The following is a 17,137-nucleotide window of genomic DNA, read 5'->3' on the forward strand; positions in this document are numbered from 1 at the left end:
CTATTAGCGCCTTTTCACTTCTTAATGACAATTTAGCTCAATGAAGCAGAGCCTTCAGAGCCTCAACAGCATATCTATATGTTCAATACCATCTTCTAAATAAGCTTCACTCACAGCTTTAAAGCCTAGCTTTTCATAAAATGGCTGCAAATATGTTTGTGCCGATATTTCGATTGGCCTGTTTGGGAAGTGCGCATTACAGCACGCCAGGGCATTTTCCATAAGTTTATAGGCAATGCCTGAGCCACGCTGCTCGGCCGAGATCAAAACGCGCCCTATTGCTGCTGCACCATTTTCTTTTGAGTAACAGCGCGCATATGCTTGTAAGCGGTCACTCCCGATAAGCAAAATATGCCGCGTACTTGGTACTCGGTCTACTTCATCTATTTCATGATAAGGGCAATTTTGCTCCACCACAAACACATCAACACGCAATTTAAACACGTCAAAGAGCTCATCATGACTGAGCTCATAAAATGACTTATCTTTAAAATTAGTCATTGATTCAAGATGCCTTCTTCAATTATTTAGGCAAATAAGCGTTCGAGCTGATCACATATACGCGACAAGTTAACTTGATCATGTTCAATCGTTAAATCAACATAACCGTCATTACGGAAAGCGCGATCTAATTCGATTAATACATGGGTTTTATGCGCTTCAGGTACGAACGAAAGCTCCACCTCTTGTAAACCAAACATAGAGCGACTGCTCGGTCGATATTCTATCTCTTGGTAACACCCCGAAATTGACTGGAAGCTTGAGGCACGTAAATAGCCTTTTTCAACATCCGCTTTAACCAGTTGGAAGCCCAGTTTGTCCATCGCGCTAAGTACAGCTTTTACCGCTTCATTCGGATAGATATGCAGCGCGTCTTTGTCTGACGGGTCTAGTGCTAGATCAATATCCAAACCCGTTTCCAGCCACACATGACAATGGTTATAGGGCGCGTTTATCTGTGTTATTGGCGTTTCTGAATGTAGTCGAGCTTCAAATGGGATCACTTTTTGCTCGCCAGGGGAAATTGTAAACTCTTCTGGGATTCGCCATTTTTCTATGACGTGATTGGTGAAGTATTCGCCATCATCATTCTCAACTTTGACCTTGGTCATTAACGCCAATTCAAGTCCAGATATTTCTTGTTCTACATCTCCGCCCATCACAATAATTTGGGCTTGAAATTTTTGACCCGGATGTAAATGTTCCGTTTCTAATACTGTGTCTACTTTTGCTGCACCTACTCCGACAGATGCTAAGAGTTTTTTAAACATCATTACTCCTCTCGAGGATGTTCCGTTAAGGCATCTTAAACACATTTATTCAAGCTTGTCAGTGAAAATCTGGCTATTTTTGATAAATATAGATTTGTTTGCATATTACTAATGCAAAGTGCCATATACTTTTGTCCAGAATTGATTTATAAACCAACGCGATTTGGTAGAATCAAGTTACCAATCACAACCAGCGTAACTTATGGAACTACTTTACTTTGCAATTGCTTTCGCGTGTGGTTTTTCAATTTATCAATTAAAGCTACCACCTCTGATAGGATTCTTGATGGCCGGGTTTATTCTCAACCTCATGGGTCAACAAACAACACCATTACTCTCTCAACTTGCCGACTTGGGCGTCACTATCCTACTTTTTAGTATTGGCCTAAAGCTCAGAGTAAAAAACCTTGTAAAGCCCCAGGTATGGGCACCAGCAACTTTGCATATTGTTTTAAGTAGTGCCTTCTTCGCTTCTCTACTGCTGTTATTGTGTGTTTTTAACTTACCTCTATTTAATCAACTGGATCTTCAAAGTGCTTTATTGGTGGGCTTTGCGTTTAGTTTTTCAAGTACGGTATTTGCAGTAAAAGTGTTAGAAGAACGAGGGGAGATGGCGAGCCTGCATGGCAAAATCGCCATTGGTATTTTGGTCATGCAAGATATCTTTGCCGTTGTATTTTTAGCGATCAGCACTGGTAAAATGCCTAATATTTGGGCGCTGGCGCTTATTGCAGGTCTATTCGTATTTAGAAAAGTGATGTTTTGGGTGCTCAGCCGCTCCAAACATGGTGAACTACTACCTTTATTCGGATTCTTTTTCGCTTTAGTCGTTGGCTACCATGCATTTGAATTTGCAGGGTTAAAAGGCGACTTAGGTGCGTTGATTATCGGGATGATATTTGCCCCGCATAAAAAGGCAAGCGAGCTTTCTAAATCATTGTTAAATTTAAAAAACATTCTTCTCGTAGGCTTTTTCTTAAACATCGGTTTAAATGCCAGTATATCTGTCAATGCCTTTATGATCGGCTTACTGCTAGTGCTGGTATTACCGATTAAAGTACTCTTATATTACGTGCTAACAAATATGTTTAGGTTGCGCGCTCGTACGTCGCTGCTAAGCGCCTTTACCCTTTCAAATTATAGTGAGTTTGGTCTCATTGTATGTGCCGTTGCAGCAAGCTCCGGACTGATTGCGCCAGACTGGCTAGCCGTCGTTGCTATTGCAGTCTCAATCACCTTTATTCTCGCGTCGCCACTAAACAAACGCGCCAATGAGATTTATGTCAAATTAGAACATGTGTTACAAAAGTTTGAGAGCCCAAAACGCTTAGAAGAAGAGCTGCCTGTGAACCTCACAGACACCCGGATCGTGATATTTGGTATGGGCAGAATAGGTACTGGTGCATATGAAACAATTCACTGCTCACATCCCAATTCTGTGGCTGGTATAGACATAAAACCGGAAGTCGTCGATAAACACATTAAGCGCGGCAGGCGTGTACTTCTTGCGGATGCAACGGACCCAGATTTTTGGCAAAGGGTAAACCATTCTAGTGTAGAAATGGTCATGCTTGCTATGCCCAAACATATGCAGAACATCTATGCACTGGAGCAGCTGCAAGCATCTGGTTATACAGGTCAAGTAACTGCGATCGCTAATTACCCAGATCAACAAAAAGAGCTTGAAGATATGGGCGTCCACTCAACCTATAACTTCTATTTAGAAGCAGGAAGTGGTTTTGCTGAACATGTAAAAGAAAAATTATTCTAAATTATTTATTTCAGTTCTCAGACCCTTTAAAGGGTACTGAGAACTATTTTTATTTTCCTGTCATATAGTTACATCTAGACGTCTAAAACTCCCCCTGCTTTTTCGTACTTTTTTGTATTAGTGCGATTTACAAAACTTTACATCGAAGTTAGTAATTCGACATAGAAACAGAGTACACTGGCTGTGTCAGTTAAAGACTGGTTCAATAATTTTTTGTACTTAAATCTTATACTTAGTATCCTTTTTGGGGAACACCCACGGATCCTAACGAGATATTTTATGAGGGTTTGCATGAGCAAGAATAAGTTAAATTCGTACTTTCCAGCAGCGGTTGACGATGTGAATGCGGGCCCATTCGCCGACATACAAGAACGCCTAGATAGCATTCAGGACTCGGGGATGACAGCGCTAGCAATTCGTAATATTTTATTTCAAAAAATGCTGGACTTACATGCTGTACCCGAAGATCACTACTTGCGTACTGAATCGACACCAGAACGTTTAGACGACCCTAGCCTTATTGATAAGCTAAATGAATTAGGCTTCTATCGTTCATCTTCTCGTGTAATGCACTAAACAATCGATTTTTTGAGGGCCTACTCCCTCTTAAATAGGCTGGCCATGCCCGTCGCCAGCCTACCTTCTCTTCTTTTTACTGATTGTCTTGTTTTTTGCTCATGAGTGCTGCTGGATAAAGCGCCTTGAGTGCAGCCACTACAGGTTTGTAGTAAATCGCCCAAAGACTATCGTGACCAGCGTCGTATTTGCCCACCCCAATTGAAATATTCTGTGCTTGCGATGCACGAATTAAACTGCCTGCTATGCGATCCCATATAGCCAATGCCGAACCAATGTTTGTATCAAAATGCTTTGGGTTATCACTGTGATGAATTTGGTGTTGTGCTGGGCTAATAAACCAACCTTCCAATTTATCGCCCCAACTAAACCAGACATGAGAATGGCGGAGATTAGACCCACATACGTTGAATACAAAAACGAATAAATTAGCCCCCAGAATATCAAACATACTCAGCGCAGACCCAAAAAAGAAATAACCGAGACCAACAACAATCCCCTGTGTTAAAGCCATACGACATGCATAGAAGTAGCTTTCTATCGGGTGTGAGCGATAAATAGTAAACGGTGTAAGTACCTTGGCAGAGTGATGAACCTTGTGAATTTCCCACAAACATGGGACTTTATGCAATGCAAGATGAAGTAGGTATCGCGTCAAATCGTCGACAATGAATAACATCAGTGTAAACAAGCCAATTACTACTGACTGAGGCCACTGTAAATGTAAAGATGGGCCAAATAAAGCCTCTAGCCCATCAGATAACCCAATTGCAACTGGCACCATGGTTAATACAATAGGCGCAAAAGTGAGGGCTTTAATAATACGATTAATAATAAACAGCCCGTAATCCTGTTTGGCACTTTCATGCAACCAAACAGAACGGGGAAATAAAAATTGCCAAAAGCCTTTTAAGCTGCGAGTTGTATTGGTCGTGAAGTATACAAAAAAAGCCATTGCAACTGCCGATGCCAGATATAGCCAGAAAATACGTTTATTTGCATCGACCAAATAGCCTGGCAATGTAGAAATACTTTGCCAAATAGTCTCAAACATTAAGCCTATACACTCCCATAAATTGGTAAAAAAGGCCGCATGATGCGGCCTTACTTATGTATGCGTAGCGTTAAACATCATGGATGTCTAAAATTGGTATTTGTATCCAACAGTAACCTGTCTTGGCTTTCCTGGACGCGCACCATAAGGTCTACGGCTTACAATTTTATCTTCATCAAGTAAGTTGTCTACCTTTAGGTATACCTGACCATAATCATCAAAGTCGTAACTTGCTGACAGATCGACTGTTGTCGATGAAGGAACTTCTTGACCTTCTAAGTATAAAGTAAATTCTTGAGTACCTTCTTGCCAACTTCGGCCAGCAGCTTCAGGCATAGAGCCAATATATTTAACCGCTAAAGACGTGCGCCATTTGTCTGCACTTAGGCCAACGTTAAAGCTAACTTGGTGCTCCGGTAAATAAGGCAGCGGATCGCCACTTTTTACTTCGCCCCATTGAGCAAATGATGTACGACGATCGTTCTTAAATTCACCCTTGGTGTAGGTATAAACGAAGCTATACGGGATATCTAACTGCAAATTAAGTGGGTAGCGCTGCGAGAACTGCGCTTCAAGACCATAAACATGGGCTGCACCACCATTAAACTCAGCATCTTGTTGCAAGCTGTCACCACAGTTAGACTGTCCACAGCTCTCCTTTAAGTTACTATAGTCATTGAAAAAGCTCACAACTTCAAATTCGGTCACACCATCATTATAGCGCCCACCAAATTCATAGTTAGTGCTCTTCTCTATCTCAATTTCTGACGATTGTGCCGGAGAAGCTGGAGAAAAACCACGGTGAATACCAAACAATACACCTGAGTCTTCACTTAATTGGTAGAAACCACTGACGCCAGGTAACCAAATACGAGTCTTTTTATCAAGCCAATCATTTGGGTTGTTGTTGTTTTGGTAATGCATGTCCATCAGCTCACCACGCACACCTACACCCAGAGTTAATGCATCCAGCTTAATCTTGTCTTCAACATACACAGACCATGCTTCAGTATGCTCTGTATTCAATGTTGTGAAGCGTTTGCTATTTTCAACCAGTGAAGATATTCCCGACTTCATTTCATAGCTTTCTTCAAAGTGCTTGCGTTCGATTTCATCTTCATGGAATCTCACACCAAATGATAAGTCATGATTTAAGTCGAACAAATTAAACGAAAAATCGCCATCAATTTGTAACCCTTGAGAATAGTATTCCCTATCGTTCGTGCCCATTGTTAGGAAATTAGCAGCGCCAGGAACCACAGAGTCTTGTTCACCTTTTAAGATTTCATATAAACGCTGGTTATCTTCCGATTCAGGGTTTAGCAAAATCTCCTGAGGTGATTTACCTTCAACACTATTTAATTTCAGCCAAGCACGCTCATAATCGTTGCGATATAAACGCGTTGTTAAGCTCAAATTATCTGTGCTCATACTGTGGGTAAACATCACCTGTTGATGTTCCGTGTCCATTTTTGCAGGCGCTGTTGCTGCGTATCGACGATATGGATTTTCTGCAAAATCCGCTTCGGTTAAACCAAGGTATGTCTCGTCTGATATCTCATTTGCGTAACTTAGTTTTAAGCCGAAATTGTGCTCAATATCACCTTGCTGCAGGCGGTAGTTAAATTTAGCTAAGAAATCATTCTTATCAAAACCTGTATCACCACCGCCATCAAGCTCTTTAAAACCATCTGCTTGGACGTTAACCGCTTCTACTAAAAAGCCAATATTGTTGACTACAGAACCAAAATAACCATGCGCTTTGGTATAACCGTCACCACCAGCGGCAATATCTATTGCACCTTCTGTAAATTCAGGCACTGAACGCGTCACCAAGTTCAACGCACCAGCGATGGTCTGTGGACCATGTTTAATCGCCGCAGGCCCTTTGAATACTTCAACCGCTGTCATGCGCGTAGTTTGAGGGAAGTAGTAGGCAGCAGGCGCTGAATATGGTGCTGGGCCAATTAGAACGCCATCTTCCATTATGGTGATCTTTTTACTGCGCTCCGGTGTCACACCACGAAATCCGATGTTTGGACGCAAGCCATAACCATCTTCCTCACGAATATTCACACCTGGCACAGAAGAAAGTACACGGTGAATATCATCATACTCATATTCACCAAGTTGCTCTTCTGTAAGCAAAGTGGCAGAGCCTGCCTCTGTTCTTAGCTTGTCATAGTGACTGATTATTTGAATATGCTCGATGTCGTCTTTCGCATTTTCATCTGCGTAAGCGTTTGGTAATGCAACAGCGACGGCCATTGCCAACAGTGATTTATTCATACCTTTGTATTTAGTCATTGTCACCTGCCGATGTTTGAGGAAGTTCTAAGGCTAGCTTATTGATAAAGTCATTTTTAAGCTCATCGGTCACATTTTTGACCTTGTCATGAACGGCTGTCACCGCAGCAGTATCATTTTCAACAGCTTGCTTTAATGAACCATCAATTGCCAATAAAGCTGCCTCAGCTTCCGCTAAACCGGTTAACATACGCTGTTTTACATCAGAACCCTGCTCTGCGTCTAAGAAGTCGTCAAACCCTAGCGTATTATCTGTACTACTGCCCTCACCCGTAAAGATCTGTTTAAATGCGCGGATATTAGCCAGTAGATTTTCTTTTGAATGTTCAGAGATGTCGGACTCAACATCCTGCGGACAAATATTAGAGCCACAGCTATTTGTAAACAAACCCAAAGGTTCACCTAACTTGATATCTTTAAGCTCTTTAGTCATGTAAAACAAGGCTTTTGATATTTCATTTAATGCAGTATGTGCAGAGTCGATTTGCGAGCCTGAGCTACCTGCATTAATTAATTGATTAGCAAAACCGTTATCTCCTTGCCAGCGAGCCAAAATTGCAGCGCTATTAACGACTATATCGCCTGCCGCTGTGTGGGCGAATTCACAACGAGCAACTTTTCGCTCCTCAACCGTGCGGCTGTTCCATGGAGCAAGGGCTTCATTTGCAAAGCTACAGCTATGGTCATAGTTCGTACTGAATAACGCATGTTCAATAGCGATTAAACCCTTTCGATCAGATGTACGAGCTTTGATATCATAAGGCTTACTAGAGTCACCATTAATAAAGCCATCTTCATGATAAACGATATCCTGATCAATACTACAAAGCGCACCACCTGCAGGCCAAGAGTAAATATTATTCTTTAATGCTTCGCCATTCTCTAGCAATGGGCCAACTTGCATTAATTCAACATATTGCCAACCTACCATAGCCGCACGCCAGCTATCTTTAGCTTTGTCATGAAGCGCAGCGGCCGTGTCACTTTGCGACTTTTCTGCAGCACAGTACTCTGCTATTTGGGTTTGCTGTGCTCTGGCGAACTGATCGAATTGAGTCAACGTTGGCGTCAATACATTATTAACCAAGTTTGCAACCAGCGCAGCCTCATCAAACGACGTTGGCGTTGTCGGCGTAGTCGGAGTCGTTGGCGTAGTCGGATTAGTCGTGCCATTGCCACCGGCAAACTCAGAGCCTGCTGTACTTGAACTACTTTCTCCACAGCCACTTAATAGCAAGGTGACTGCCACAGCGACTGCACTCAATGGGGTTAACACTCTCATTGCGTCTCTCTTTTTTGATACCTATAAATAAAACAAAAGGTTAGCTGCATACGCAGCTAACCTTTACGTTATAAATTATAAAACAGATTACCAGTTAGTAACATTATCTGCATCAAACTTATATGCTTCTGCGATGATATCACGTGCTTTTTCTAAATTCGTGATGTAAGCATCCACACCAGCTGCAGTCAACGTAGGGGCATCACCCATTAACTCATGGATTTCTTTGAACTTTTCATCCGTAATTGGTGAGTGAGGGTTGAACTGTGAGTTCAATGCAAAGCCTTTCATCTCAGACCAATGTTTAGCAACAGCATAGAACTGATCAGCAGTGTATGTACCACTAGCGATGTCTTTCAGGTCACCATCTTCATGGCTGATAGTATCATTAATGTAATGTACTACTGTCGCTGCAATTGACTTTTCCCAGTAAAGAAGAGCTTGGTCACGGTACTCTTTAAGTTCAGCTTGATCTTCAGAAGACCACTGATCAATGTTAGTACCTACATTTTTGTTAATGATTGCACGACCATTTATAAATGCAATTTGAGCTGCTGCACTGAAGTCAGTTGGATTTGTATTGCTCTTCGTACCACGGTCACGCTTTGCTGCATTGCCCGAATTACCAAAGTTATACTCTGATTTCAGGTCAATACCGTCTTTGCCATCATAATCGTTGTAGCCGCCTTTAAATGCATCACGACCACCTTTACCAGCAATTTCATCATCAGAGTACTCTAAGTAGTTGATTGCTGCGCCAAAGTAGCCATAAGCTTCATCCCACTTGTGCTCCATATCGGTGTAGTTTTTGTCAGCATCAACCTCAGCATTCTGAGCTGGCGTGATCTCAGTGTTACCATTTGGGTTGTTAAACAACAACTCATCCATATAATCATCTGCACCTTGTGACAGTGAAACAGCACCATTTAAGTGCTTTTGGATAAGCTGCGCAAGGTCTAGACCTTCAGGCGTGACATATAGCTTGGTTAATTCAACACTACCTTCGTTGTGCTCAGCAAAGATTTTAGTACCGCTATTAGCCGTTTCTACTTGCTTTTTAATCAAGTCAAAGTAGTACTCAACTAGACCATTTGGTGTCTTATCAAAGGTGCCAAACTCATTCCAACCAACAAATGATGTACCATCATTCCATGTTTTATTCATTGGAGACGCATCGCTACCAGCGATCTTACCGCCTTCGCCTGCAACTGTTTTTTTGCTGCTGATTTCACCCAAGTTGCTTTGTGCTACACCTTTACCTTCTGTAAACGTGAAAGCAGAGCCGTGGAAGCTCTCATCTTGCGCTAAGATGAAACCTTCAGCTACCGTAAGTGTTGTATTACGGTCTTCAACACTTACATCAGTCGTCAGCTTACCAAGCAGAGACTTAGCTTCAGCCATAGCGGCATGACGAGATGTTTGACCTGAGTAAGCTACGCTTGAATTACCATTATTTTCAAATGCATACAGATTTTTACCAGCTGTAGGCTGCATATCAGTGATAGCAACTTCGATTGCCTGCTCAACTTTTTCGCCCGCAGAGTCAGTTGCAGTTACTGTTAAGCTAACTTTTTGATCAGCTTCTTGCTCGAAGTTTAATGCGTTAGTAGCTTTTAGTTTTAACTTACCTTCAACAACCTCAAAACGACCGTCACTTACTGTAAATGTAAGTGCAGCTGCATCATCATTGTCATCCGCAATAGTGATACCTGTAATTTCGGCGCCCAGCGTATCTTCCATAACACTTGCTGTTTCAACAGTAATAGTTGGTGCTTTGTTTGAAGGAGTTGTAGGTGCTGGAGTTTCTGGTGTAGTTACTGTGTTGTTATCACTACTAGAGCCACCACAACCTGTTAAACCAACTGTAGCTGCCAAAATTGCAGTTGCAAGCAGAGACTTTCTTAATGCCATTAGACGTCTTCCTATGAAAATTATTTGTATTTGCATTCAATTCACGGAGCAAGTATACACTGACCTAAATAGCAATCAATATTATTTGCGTTGTTAAAAGTATACAAATTGACAGGTAGAGTTAGGACTAAATATAGAAGAGAAAATGAGAGTCAGTAGTATTTGTAACGAAATATTTTATAACTTAATGTTTTTTAATGGATTTGAAATTTTGTATACAAATTATAGATTATTTCGTTATATATTTTTCACAGGGTTTAGTTGATTTATAGTTCGAAAAATTCGAACTATAAATCCTTACCAAGCTTCTTTCACAAAGAGGTAACCTTGTCGCCACACGGTTTTTATCTTTTGTGGGCTCGATGCATTGTCTCCTAGCTTTTTCCTTAAACAAGAGACGCGTACATCAACGGTGCGGCTACTAACTTGATAACCTTGACCAATAATTGTTTGGTAAATTTCTTCACGACTTACTACTTTTGGTGCTCGGGACGCCAATAACCAAATTAGATCAAATTCGTGGGTTGTCAAACTTACGCGCTTGTTGTCAATCAATACAGTGCGCTCATCACCTTTAATTGTCAAAGCGCCAAATGACAGGTTTGTCTCTTTAACATTGCTTTTATTTGGCGTAACAATCTGCCTATTGCGTAATATTGCGTCTAGTCGTGCCCGCCATAACCTAGGCTTTGCATTTGTCGCAATCACATCATCCGCTCCCAACTCCAATAATAGACTCTGCATATCGTCATTATTGTCATCGACAGAAACTAAAACGGGTGCTTGATAATACGTCCTCAGTGTATTAATGGTATCGAACTTTGCACTGGTTGCAATTGCCTGATCAATCACAATGCTACTCACAAGTCCTTGATTGTTTTTATGGTTAATGTGATCCAAGCTTTCTAGCACCAATTTTTGCACATCAAACCCCTGACCTTGAAGTGCGGCTTGTGGCACGGCCAAACTATTACTTTTACTCTCAGCGATCAGTACGGTATGCACTACCTACCCCTGTTCATGGCACCTAATTTTTTGCGAGTCTACTCCTTTTAACTGAACATCAGCTTTACGAATTAAATATTCCACAAGAGACTGAAAACAATTTATTAATTACCGGATCTTGTAGCCGTTTTTTCTTTGTAACCAATCCAATATCAATCTCTTCGGATTGCAAATTTAGCTGCTGAACTTGGTTTTTAAATGGGCTTTGTGAGAGTACGATCTCGGGTATGTATGCAACACCAAACCCTAAACTTGCCAAAGCGACCATCGCTTCATGACCTGAGACATGTGCATACACTTGTGGTTGAATGCCTTTACGTTTAAAAAAATGGTCGATCCTCTCTTTCAACACCCCTTGCTCTGGCACAATGTAAGGCAGAGCCCCCCACGGCATATCGCCAGCACTATGATTGTCAATTAAGTCAGTTAACGGGCACGTCATGGTCGGTGCGATAAATACCAATCTGGAGCGACCAATAGATTGATACTCAAGCCCTTGTGGTAACGATGCAGGTTTTACTGCAACGGCTACATCAGCTAAATCCCCCTGCACTTGAGAAATTGAAAACGCGGGATCTCCCGTCATCAGGTTCAATTCAACCTGAGGGTACTCCTTGCGGTATCGCGCAAACAAATCATATATAAAACTGTAGGATGCAGTAACCGAGCAATATAAACTCAATTCACCTGTGAGCGGTTTAGACTCATCCTGACATTCACTTTTAAACTGTCGCCAACTAGCTAAAGTAGCCTGAGCATAGTGGACAAAAGCCTTACCTTGAGGCGTTAAAGACACACTGCGATTGTCTCTAATAAACAGCGGGGCACCCACTTCACTCTCTAGCTGTTTTATCTGTCGACTCAAGGTCGGTGGACTGATATAGCATCGTTCACTTGCGCGTGAAAAGTGCAATGTATCTGCTAACGCTAAAAAGTAATTAAGTTGTTTGTGGTCCATTAGCACGCCTAAAGTATTTCATAATATGAAATACAATAATTTAAATATATCATTTTACGCAAGCACATTATCTCTCTATCTTAGAGTAAACACATATACAGTTATTTTAAGACGATAAAGCAGGATCTGACATGGCGAATTATTTCAACTCTTTACCTCTACGTGAGCAACTTGCTCAATTAGCTCAATGTAATTTTATGGACCCATCAGAATTTAGTGAGGGCGTAGATGTATTGAAGGGCAAAAAGTTGGTGATTGTTGGTTGTGGCGCACAAGGTTTGAACCAGGGCCTTAACCTAAGAGACTCAGGTTTGGACGTTACTTACGCACTGAGACAATCTGCGATTGATGAAAAAAGACAGTCGTTTCTTAATGCTAGCGACAACGGCTTTGTTGTTGGTACTTATGAAGAGCTGATCCCAACAGCAGATCTAGTACTCAACTTAACACCAGACAAACAACACTCAGCTGTTGTTAATGCAGTTATGCCACTAATGAAGCAAGGCGCTACACTTGCCTATTCTCATGGTTTTAATATCGTCGAAGAAGGCATGCAGGTGCGTGAAGACATTACGGTTATAATGGTAGCCCCAAAATGTCCAGGCACTGAGGTACGTGAAGAATACAAACGTGGGTTTGGCGTGCCTACACTCATTGCGGTGCACCCTGAAAACGACCCCCAAGGTAAAGGTTTAGCACAAGCCAAGGCTTATGCGGCAGGTACAGGTGGAGACCGTGCTGGCGTCCTTAACTCTTCTTTTATCGCCGAAGTAAAGTCCGATTTAATGGGTGAACAGACCATTTTATGTGGCATGTTACAAACAGGCTCTTTGCTGTGCTTCGATAAAATGGTTGAACAAGGCATCGCACCAGACTACGCGTCAAAGTTGATTCAGTATGGCTGGGAAGTCATCACTGAAGCGTTAAAACATGGTGGGATTACCAACATGATGGACAGGTTGTCAAACCCTGCGAAAATTAAAGCTCATGACCTCAGTGAAGAGCTTAAGACCATTATGACACCGCTTTACAATAAACACATGGACGACATCATCAGTGGTGAATTTTCAACTGGCATGATGGCAGACTGGGCTGAGGGTGATGCTAAACTACTCGCTTGGCGTGAAGAAACCGCGCAATCCGCTTTTGAAAAGCAGGCTAATACTGAGCAACATATCTCTGAGCAGACGTTCTTTGACAAAGGTATTCTGATGGTTGCGATGGTTAAAGCGGGTGTAGAACTTGCGTTTGAAACAATGACAGCCGCAGGGATCATCGCCGAGTCAGCTTATTACGAGTCTTTGCACGAAACACCACTTATTGCTAACACAATTGCACGCAAAAAGCTCTTTGAGATGAATAGAACCATCTCAGATACAGCTGAATATGGATGCTACCTTTACAACCATGCTTGCATACCTCTGCTTCAGCCGTTTATGAAGAAAATCAATACGGATGTGATCGGTGCAGGTTTGGACTCACAAGACAATCATGTTGATAATCAAAAACTTATCGCAGTTAACAGTGCAATAAGAAATCACCCAGTTGAAGTTATAGGTACAGAATTGCGAGGTTATATGTCCGCAATGAAACGTATCGTATAAATCAGTTCGCTTGTTAGAACCAAGGCCCATTAGTGAAAACTTTGGGCTTTTTTTCATACATTTACATGATAAAAACCATCACAAGCTAATAAATCTATACGATAAAATTAATAAATCTATATGTGTTAATTATTGACCATGCTAGAATTATCGCCATGCGGTTATCAATTTTAGAAGGCTAAATGAGTAACACAAGCTTTACAATCACTCAAAAAATCACCATTCTCGGTAGCGCCACTGCAATTGTAGTTGCCTGTTTAATAGGATTTATTTCGATTTTTCAATCTAAATCCATGGTAGAGTCGAGGATGCTCGGTTCCGAATTGCCCAGCAAAGTTGAAAGTATTACAAAGTCTATTGAACAAGAAATTGTGGTACTAAAAAATGCAGCGGAGCAGCTTTCTAGCAACAAGTTTATCGTTGACTCAGCAAAAAATGGTCAACTAAATGAGCCTTTGTTACTCGCAGAGCTAAATCGGTTACAGCAACAGTATGGCTTAGCAACGGCCTCTTGGGCCAATAGACAAAACCATAAGTACTGGAATCAAAATGGCTTTTTGAGAGTATTAAATAAACAGCAAGACAATTGGTTTTTTGCTTTTACCAACAGTAACCAAGCTTACTCAATTAGTATCTTTCAAGAAGCGCCTGGTGATGTAAAAATGTTTGTTAATCATCAGCAAACCAACGGTATTGGGCTAGCAGGCCTCGCAAAAAGCATTGATGAAATGCAGCGAAAACTTGCCAATATGCGCATCGAACAAAGTGGTTTTGTATTTGTCGTTAACCAACAAGGACTCGTACAGCTTCACCCAGATGCCAGTTTGGTCGCCACCTCAAACCTCGATGACTTCTACGGAGCCCGATCAGTTAGTGCATTATTGAATAGCTCCAAACTCAATATCCTCGAGATGTCAGCCAACGACCAAGCCGTTTTGGTTGCGGCCAATCGCATTCCTGAAACCGATCTATATGTAATAGCGCAAGTTCCGCAGCAAGAAGTATTTGCCCAAGTTACCGAATTACAATGGCAAATTGTGACCTTTGCCTTGGTAATAGCTCTGGTGGCTAGTGTCATCAGCGTACTCCTCGCTCGTACCCTGAGCGCCCCACTGCTGAAAATGGCCGACGTGTTTAAGCAATTGGGAAGTGGTGATGCCAATCTAAACTATCGTGTACCGCGCTCAGAGCAGCCTGAACTTGCGGCGCTAGGTGATGGGTTTAATCAATTTATCGATAAAATAGACAGTGCAATTAGCAATGTAGCGACTGAAAGCCGTGATATTCGCGCGGCCAGTGAATTGGTATTCGAGCAGTCACAACGCAACTCACAGTCATTAGACGAGCAAAAAAACCAGACGCTTTCTGTGGCAGCAGCAATCAATGAGATGGCGGCCACAGTACAAGAAATTGCAGGCAGTGCAAACAATACAGCTAAGTTGACACTGGCGAGTAAAGAGAGCTCGCAAGAGAGCCATGACTGCGTACAGACCAGCCAAGAAACGCTTATGGAACTGGCAACCGATATACAAAATATGGCCACTCAAGTTGAAACGCTCGCGAGTAAAACACAATCTATCGCCAATATTCTTGACGTGATAAGGGCGATATCTGAGCAAACTAACTTGTTAGCACTTAATGCCGCGATAGAATCAGCACGCGCCGGTGAGCATGGCAGAGGATTTGCTGTGGTGGCAGATGAAGTACGCGCGCTTGCCAGCCGCACATCTCAATCCACAGATGAAATTCAAGCCACGATCACTGAACTCACAGCCGCATCTGATTCCATCGTCGAACAAATCGCACTATCGTCGCAGCAAGCGGAGCAAAGTGTTTCACAAATGCAAACTTCTGTTGAATTAATGGATAAGATCACTGAAACAGCTAATCAAATCAATGATATGACAACACTTATCGCCACGGCGACAGAGCAACAAAGTAATGTTGTGGTTGACGTAGGTAGAAGTATCGAACAGATCAGTGTCATTAGTGACGAAGTGATGAATGACCAGCTTAGTACCGAGCAAGCAATTCAACGACTCGCTGACTCAGCAAAAGCGTTGGATAAATTAGTGGCGAGCTTCTAATAAGCTAGGTCGAACTTTAAGCAACGCTTTGTAACAATTTTTTCTTTATTTACTCTCAAGTTTCGCTAGTCTAATAAGAAAGGGCGTTTGGGAGTAAATAATATGAAGTTATGTTATCAAAGCGTTTTACTAAGTTTGTTTATCATCACGACCACAGTCTTTATAAGTGGGTGTCAGTCAAGCAAGAATGTTGCCCCTGAAAGTTTAGCTTTACTCAATCAGGCTCCGTTTAAAACACTAGAAGTTGAATCACAATCAGAGATATTCGTCTTAGATGAGCAAATCATTAAATCCCTTGAGAAATACTTTAAAAAGGATGCCCCCCCTGAGTTAAAACACGCTGAACTCATTATGCAGTTCTTATTAGAAAACGGGGATGCCTCACTCTCCTATATGAGTGATGCCAATCTCACAGCCTCGCAAACATACCAAAACCTAAACGCGAACTGCTTGTCTCTCTCTATTTTGTCTTACAGTTTGTCTGAGTTTTTGAACTTGGGCGCTGAATTTCAAAAAGTACATGTACCAGAATACTGGGCAAGTAGCCGCGGGTATAATTTTTTAAGTGGCCATGTCAATGTAAAAATTCACGAAGACCGATCTCGGTACTTCACTAAAAAGGTACTGCATACCGCACCAAAAACCTTAACCATTGACTTTGATCCAAATAGCCGTCGCCAAGCCTTTAAAACCACCCCGATTAGCAAAGATCGCGTCACAGCCATGTTTTACAACAACAAAGGGGCACTCAATATGGTTGAGAACCGACATGATCTCGCATTTAGCTATTTTCGAGCGGCCATAGAGATGGACAACTACTATTCCAGTGCATGGGCAAACCTTGCCATACTCTACCGTATTGCGGGGCAGTATAATACGGCTGAAAGGCTATATGACCAAGCAATAGTACTAGACCCCGATAACAACACAGCAAAAGGTAATTTAGCGTTGCTGTATGAATTAACCGACAGACGCAAACAAGCGGAAGATATTAGGGCTAGTCTCCATCAAATACGCAGAAATAACCCGTATTACATATTAACAGTCGGTCATGAGGCCATGGCGCAAGGTAGCTTTACAAAAGCAATCAAACACTATAGAAACGCACTCAAAATAAATAACCGCCTCCATGAGGGCCACTTTGCTCTCGCAAAGGCATATTACAGCTTGGGCAATTTAAAGCTTACCCGACTTCACATGAAGCGAGCCCTAGCACTGGCTGAATTTGAACACAACCAAAAACAATATAAAGGCAAATTGGAATGGCTAGATGCAGTGGCTAAGAATTAATTTCACTTTATTGTTTTTGTT

At 41.9% G+C, this 17,137-nt stretch carries 13 protein-coding genes; 5 read left to right on the forward strand and 8 right to left on the reverse strand.

The window, feature by feature from the left end; translation table 11 throughout:
* Positions 1-54: 54 nt before the first annotated feature.
* On the reverse strand, positions 55-501 hold the full coding sequence (locus tag QNM18_RS05160) for a GNAT family N-acetyltransferase (protein ID WP_284136589.1): 447 nt from the start codon (positions 499-501) through the stop codon (positions 55-57).
* Between the two features lie 26 nt (positions 502-527).
* Positions 528-1,271 carry a sporulation protein gene (locus QNM18_RS05165; RefSeq protein WP_023398690.1) on the reverse strand — a complete coding sequence of 248 codons (744 nt, stop codon included), beginning with the start codon at positions 1,269-1,271 and terminating at the stop codon, positions 528-530.
* Between the two features lie 202 nt (positions 1,272-1,473).
* Here QNM18_RS05165 and QNM18_RS05170 point away from each other — a divergent pair, with 202 nt between their 5' ends.
* Together QNM18_RS05170 and QNM18_RS05175 are read left to right on the forward strand one after the other, a co-directional pair.
* A complete protein-coding gene (locus QNM18_RS05170) occupies positions 1,474-3,042 on the forward strand; it encodes a cation:proton antiporter family protein (RefSeq protein WP_211009612.1) in 1,569 nt (522 codons plus the stop codon).
* A 291-nt stretch (positions 3,043-3,333) separates the two neighbouring features.
* On the forward strand, positions 3,334-3,618 hold the full coding sequence (locus tag QNM18_RS05175) for a hypothetical protein (RefSeq protein WP_211009613.1): 285 nt from the start codon (positions 3,334-3,336) through the stop codon (positions 3,616-3,618).
* A gap of 76 nt (positions 3,619-3,694) precedes the next feature.
* On the opposite strand, the gene QNM18_RS05180 is transcribed toward QNM18_RS05175, so the two are convergent.
* The 6 genes from QNM18_RS05180 to ilvY form a co-directional block, all read right to left on the reverse strand.
* Positions 3,695-4,672: a sterol desaturase family protein gene (locus tag QNM18_RS05180; RefSeq protein ID WP_211009614.1), complete on the reverse strand. Its 978-nt coding sequence runs from the start codon at positions 4,670-4,672 to the stop codon at positions 3,695-3,697.
* Positions 4,673-4,759: 87 nt separating this feature from the next.
* The gene (locus QNM18_RS05185; RefSeq protein WP_284136590.1) at positions 4,760-6,979 is read right to left on the reverse strand and encodes a TonB-dependent receptor family protein; all 2,220 of its coding nucleotides are present in this window, start codon (positions 6,977-6,979) and stop codon (positions 4,760-4,762) included.
* Positions 6,972-8,261, reverse strand: coding sequence for an imelysin family protein (locus QNM18_RS05190; RefSeq protein ID WP_284136591.1), 1,290 nt, complete (start codon positions 8,259-8,261; stop codon positions 6,972-6,974). The genes QNM18_RS05185 and QNM18_RS05190 overlap by 8 nt, the downstream gene beginning before the upstream one ends.
* 87 nt (positions 8,262-8,348) lie before the next feature.
* Positions 8,349-10,172 carry a DUF4856 domain-containing protein gene (locus QNM18_RS05195; protein ID WP_284136592.1) on the reverse strand — a complete coding sequence of 608 codons (1,824 nt, stop codon included), beginning with the start codon at positions 10,170-10,172 and terminating at the stop codon, positions 8,349-8,351.
* Positions 10,173-10,469: 297 nt separating this feature from the next.
* On the reverse strand, positions 10,470-11,177 hold the full coding sequence (locus tag QNM18_RS05200; RefSeq protein WP_211009618.1) for a winged helix-turn-helix domain-containing protein: 708 nt from the start codon (positions 11,175-11,177) through the stop codon (positions 10,470-10,472).
* Positions 11,178-11,241: 64 nt separating this feature from the next.
* Positions 11,242-12,135 (reverse strand): HTH-type transcriptional activator IlvY, encoded by an 894-nt coding sequence (ilvY, locus tag QNM18_RS05205; protein ID WP_023398682.1) that lies wholly within the window; start codon positions 12,133-12,135, stop codon positions 11,242-11,244.
* 131 nt (positions 12,136-12,266) lie between these two features.
* Between ilvY and ilvC the strand changes: the two genes are divergently transcribed.
* The 3 genes from ilvC to QNM18_RS05220 all read left to right on the forward strand — a co-directional run bounded on the left by ilvC (position 12,267) and on the right by QNM18_RS05220 (position 17,116).
* Complete coding sequence (ilvC, locus tag QNM18_RS05210) at positions 12,267-13,739, forward strand: ketol-acid reductoisomerase (protein ID WP_284136593.1); 1,473 nt, start codon at positions 12,267-12,269, stop codon at positions 13,737-13,739.
* A 182-nt stretch (positions 13,740-13,921) separates the two neighbouring features.
* A complete protein-coding gene (locus QNM18_RS05215; protein ID WP_284136594.1) occupies positions 13,922-15,826 on the forward strand; it encodes a methyl-accepting chemotaxis protein in 1,905 nt (634 codons plus the stop codon).
* 102 nt (positions 15,827-15,928) lie between these two features.
* A complete protein-coding gene (locus QNM18_RS05220) occupies positions 15,929-17,116 on the forward strand; it encodes a tetratricopeptide repeat protein (RefSeq protein ID WP_211009621.1) in 1,188 nt (395 codons plus the stop codon).
* The last annotated feature ends 21 nt before the right edge of the window (positions 17,117-17,137 follow it).

Origin of the sequence: Pseudoalteromonas obscura, from assembly GCF_030135505.1 — a bacterium.
GTDB lineage: Bacteria > Pseudomonadota > Gammaproteobacteria > Enterobacterales > Alteromonadaceae > Pseudoalteromonas > Pseudoalteromonas obscura.

Excerpts from the sequence above, each read along its gene's own strand:
- QNM18_RS05220 (WP_211009621.1), top strand. The coding sequence starts at position 15,929 with ATGAAGTTATGTTATCAAAGCGTTTTACTAAGTTTGTTTATCATCACG.
- QNM18_RS05190 (WP_284136591.1), bottom strand. The coding sequence starts at position 8,261 with ATGAGAGTGTTAACCCCATTGAGTGCAGTCGCTGTGGCAGTCACCTTG.
- QNM18_RS05165 (WP_023398690.1), bottom strand. The coding sequence starts at position 1,271 with ATGTTTAAAAAACTCTTAGCATCTGTCGGAGTAGGTGCAGCAAAAGTA.
- QNM18_RS05215 (WP_284136594.1), top strand. The coding sequence starts at position 13,922 with ATGAGTAACACAAGCTTTACAATCACTCAAAAAATCACCATTCTCGGT.
- ilvC (WP_284136593.1), top strand. The coding sequence starts at position 12,267 with ATGGCGAATTATTTCAACTCTTTACCTCTACGTGAGCAACTTGCTCAA.
- ilvY (WP_023398682.1), bottom strand. The coding sequence starts at position 12,135 with ATGGACCACAAACAACTTAATTACTTTTTAGCGTTAGCAGATACATTG.
- QNM18_RS05175 (WP_211009613.1), top strand. The coding sequence starts at position 3,334 with ATGAGCAAGAATAAGTTAAATTCGTACTTTCCAGCAGCGGTTGACGAT.
- QNM18_RS05195 (WP_284136592.1), bottom strand. The coding sequence starts at position 10,172 with ATGGCATTAAGAAAGTCTCTGCTTGCAACTGCAATTTTGGCAGCTACA.
- QNM18_RS05185 (WP_284136590.1), bottom strand. The coding sequence starts at position 6,979 with ATGACTAAATACAAAGGTATGAATAAATCACTGTTGGCAATGGCCGTC.
- QNM18_RS05160 (WP_284136589.1), bottom strand. The coding sequence starts at position 501 with ATGACTAATTTTAAAGATAAGTCATTTTATGAGCTCAGTCATGATGAG.
- QNM18_RS05180 (WP_211009614.1), bottom strand. The coding sequence starts at position 4,672 with ATGTTTGAGACTATTTGGCAAAGTATTTCTACATTGCCAGGCTATTTG.
- QNM18_RS05170 (WP_211009612.1), top strand. The coding sequence starts at position 1,474 with ATGGAACTACTTTACTTTGCAATTGCTTTCGCGTGTGGTTTTTCAATT.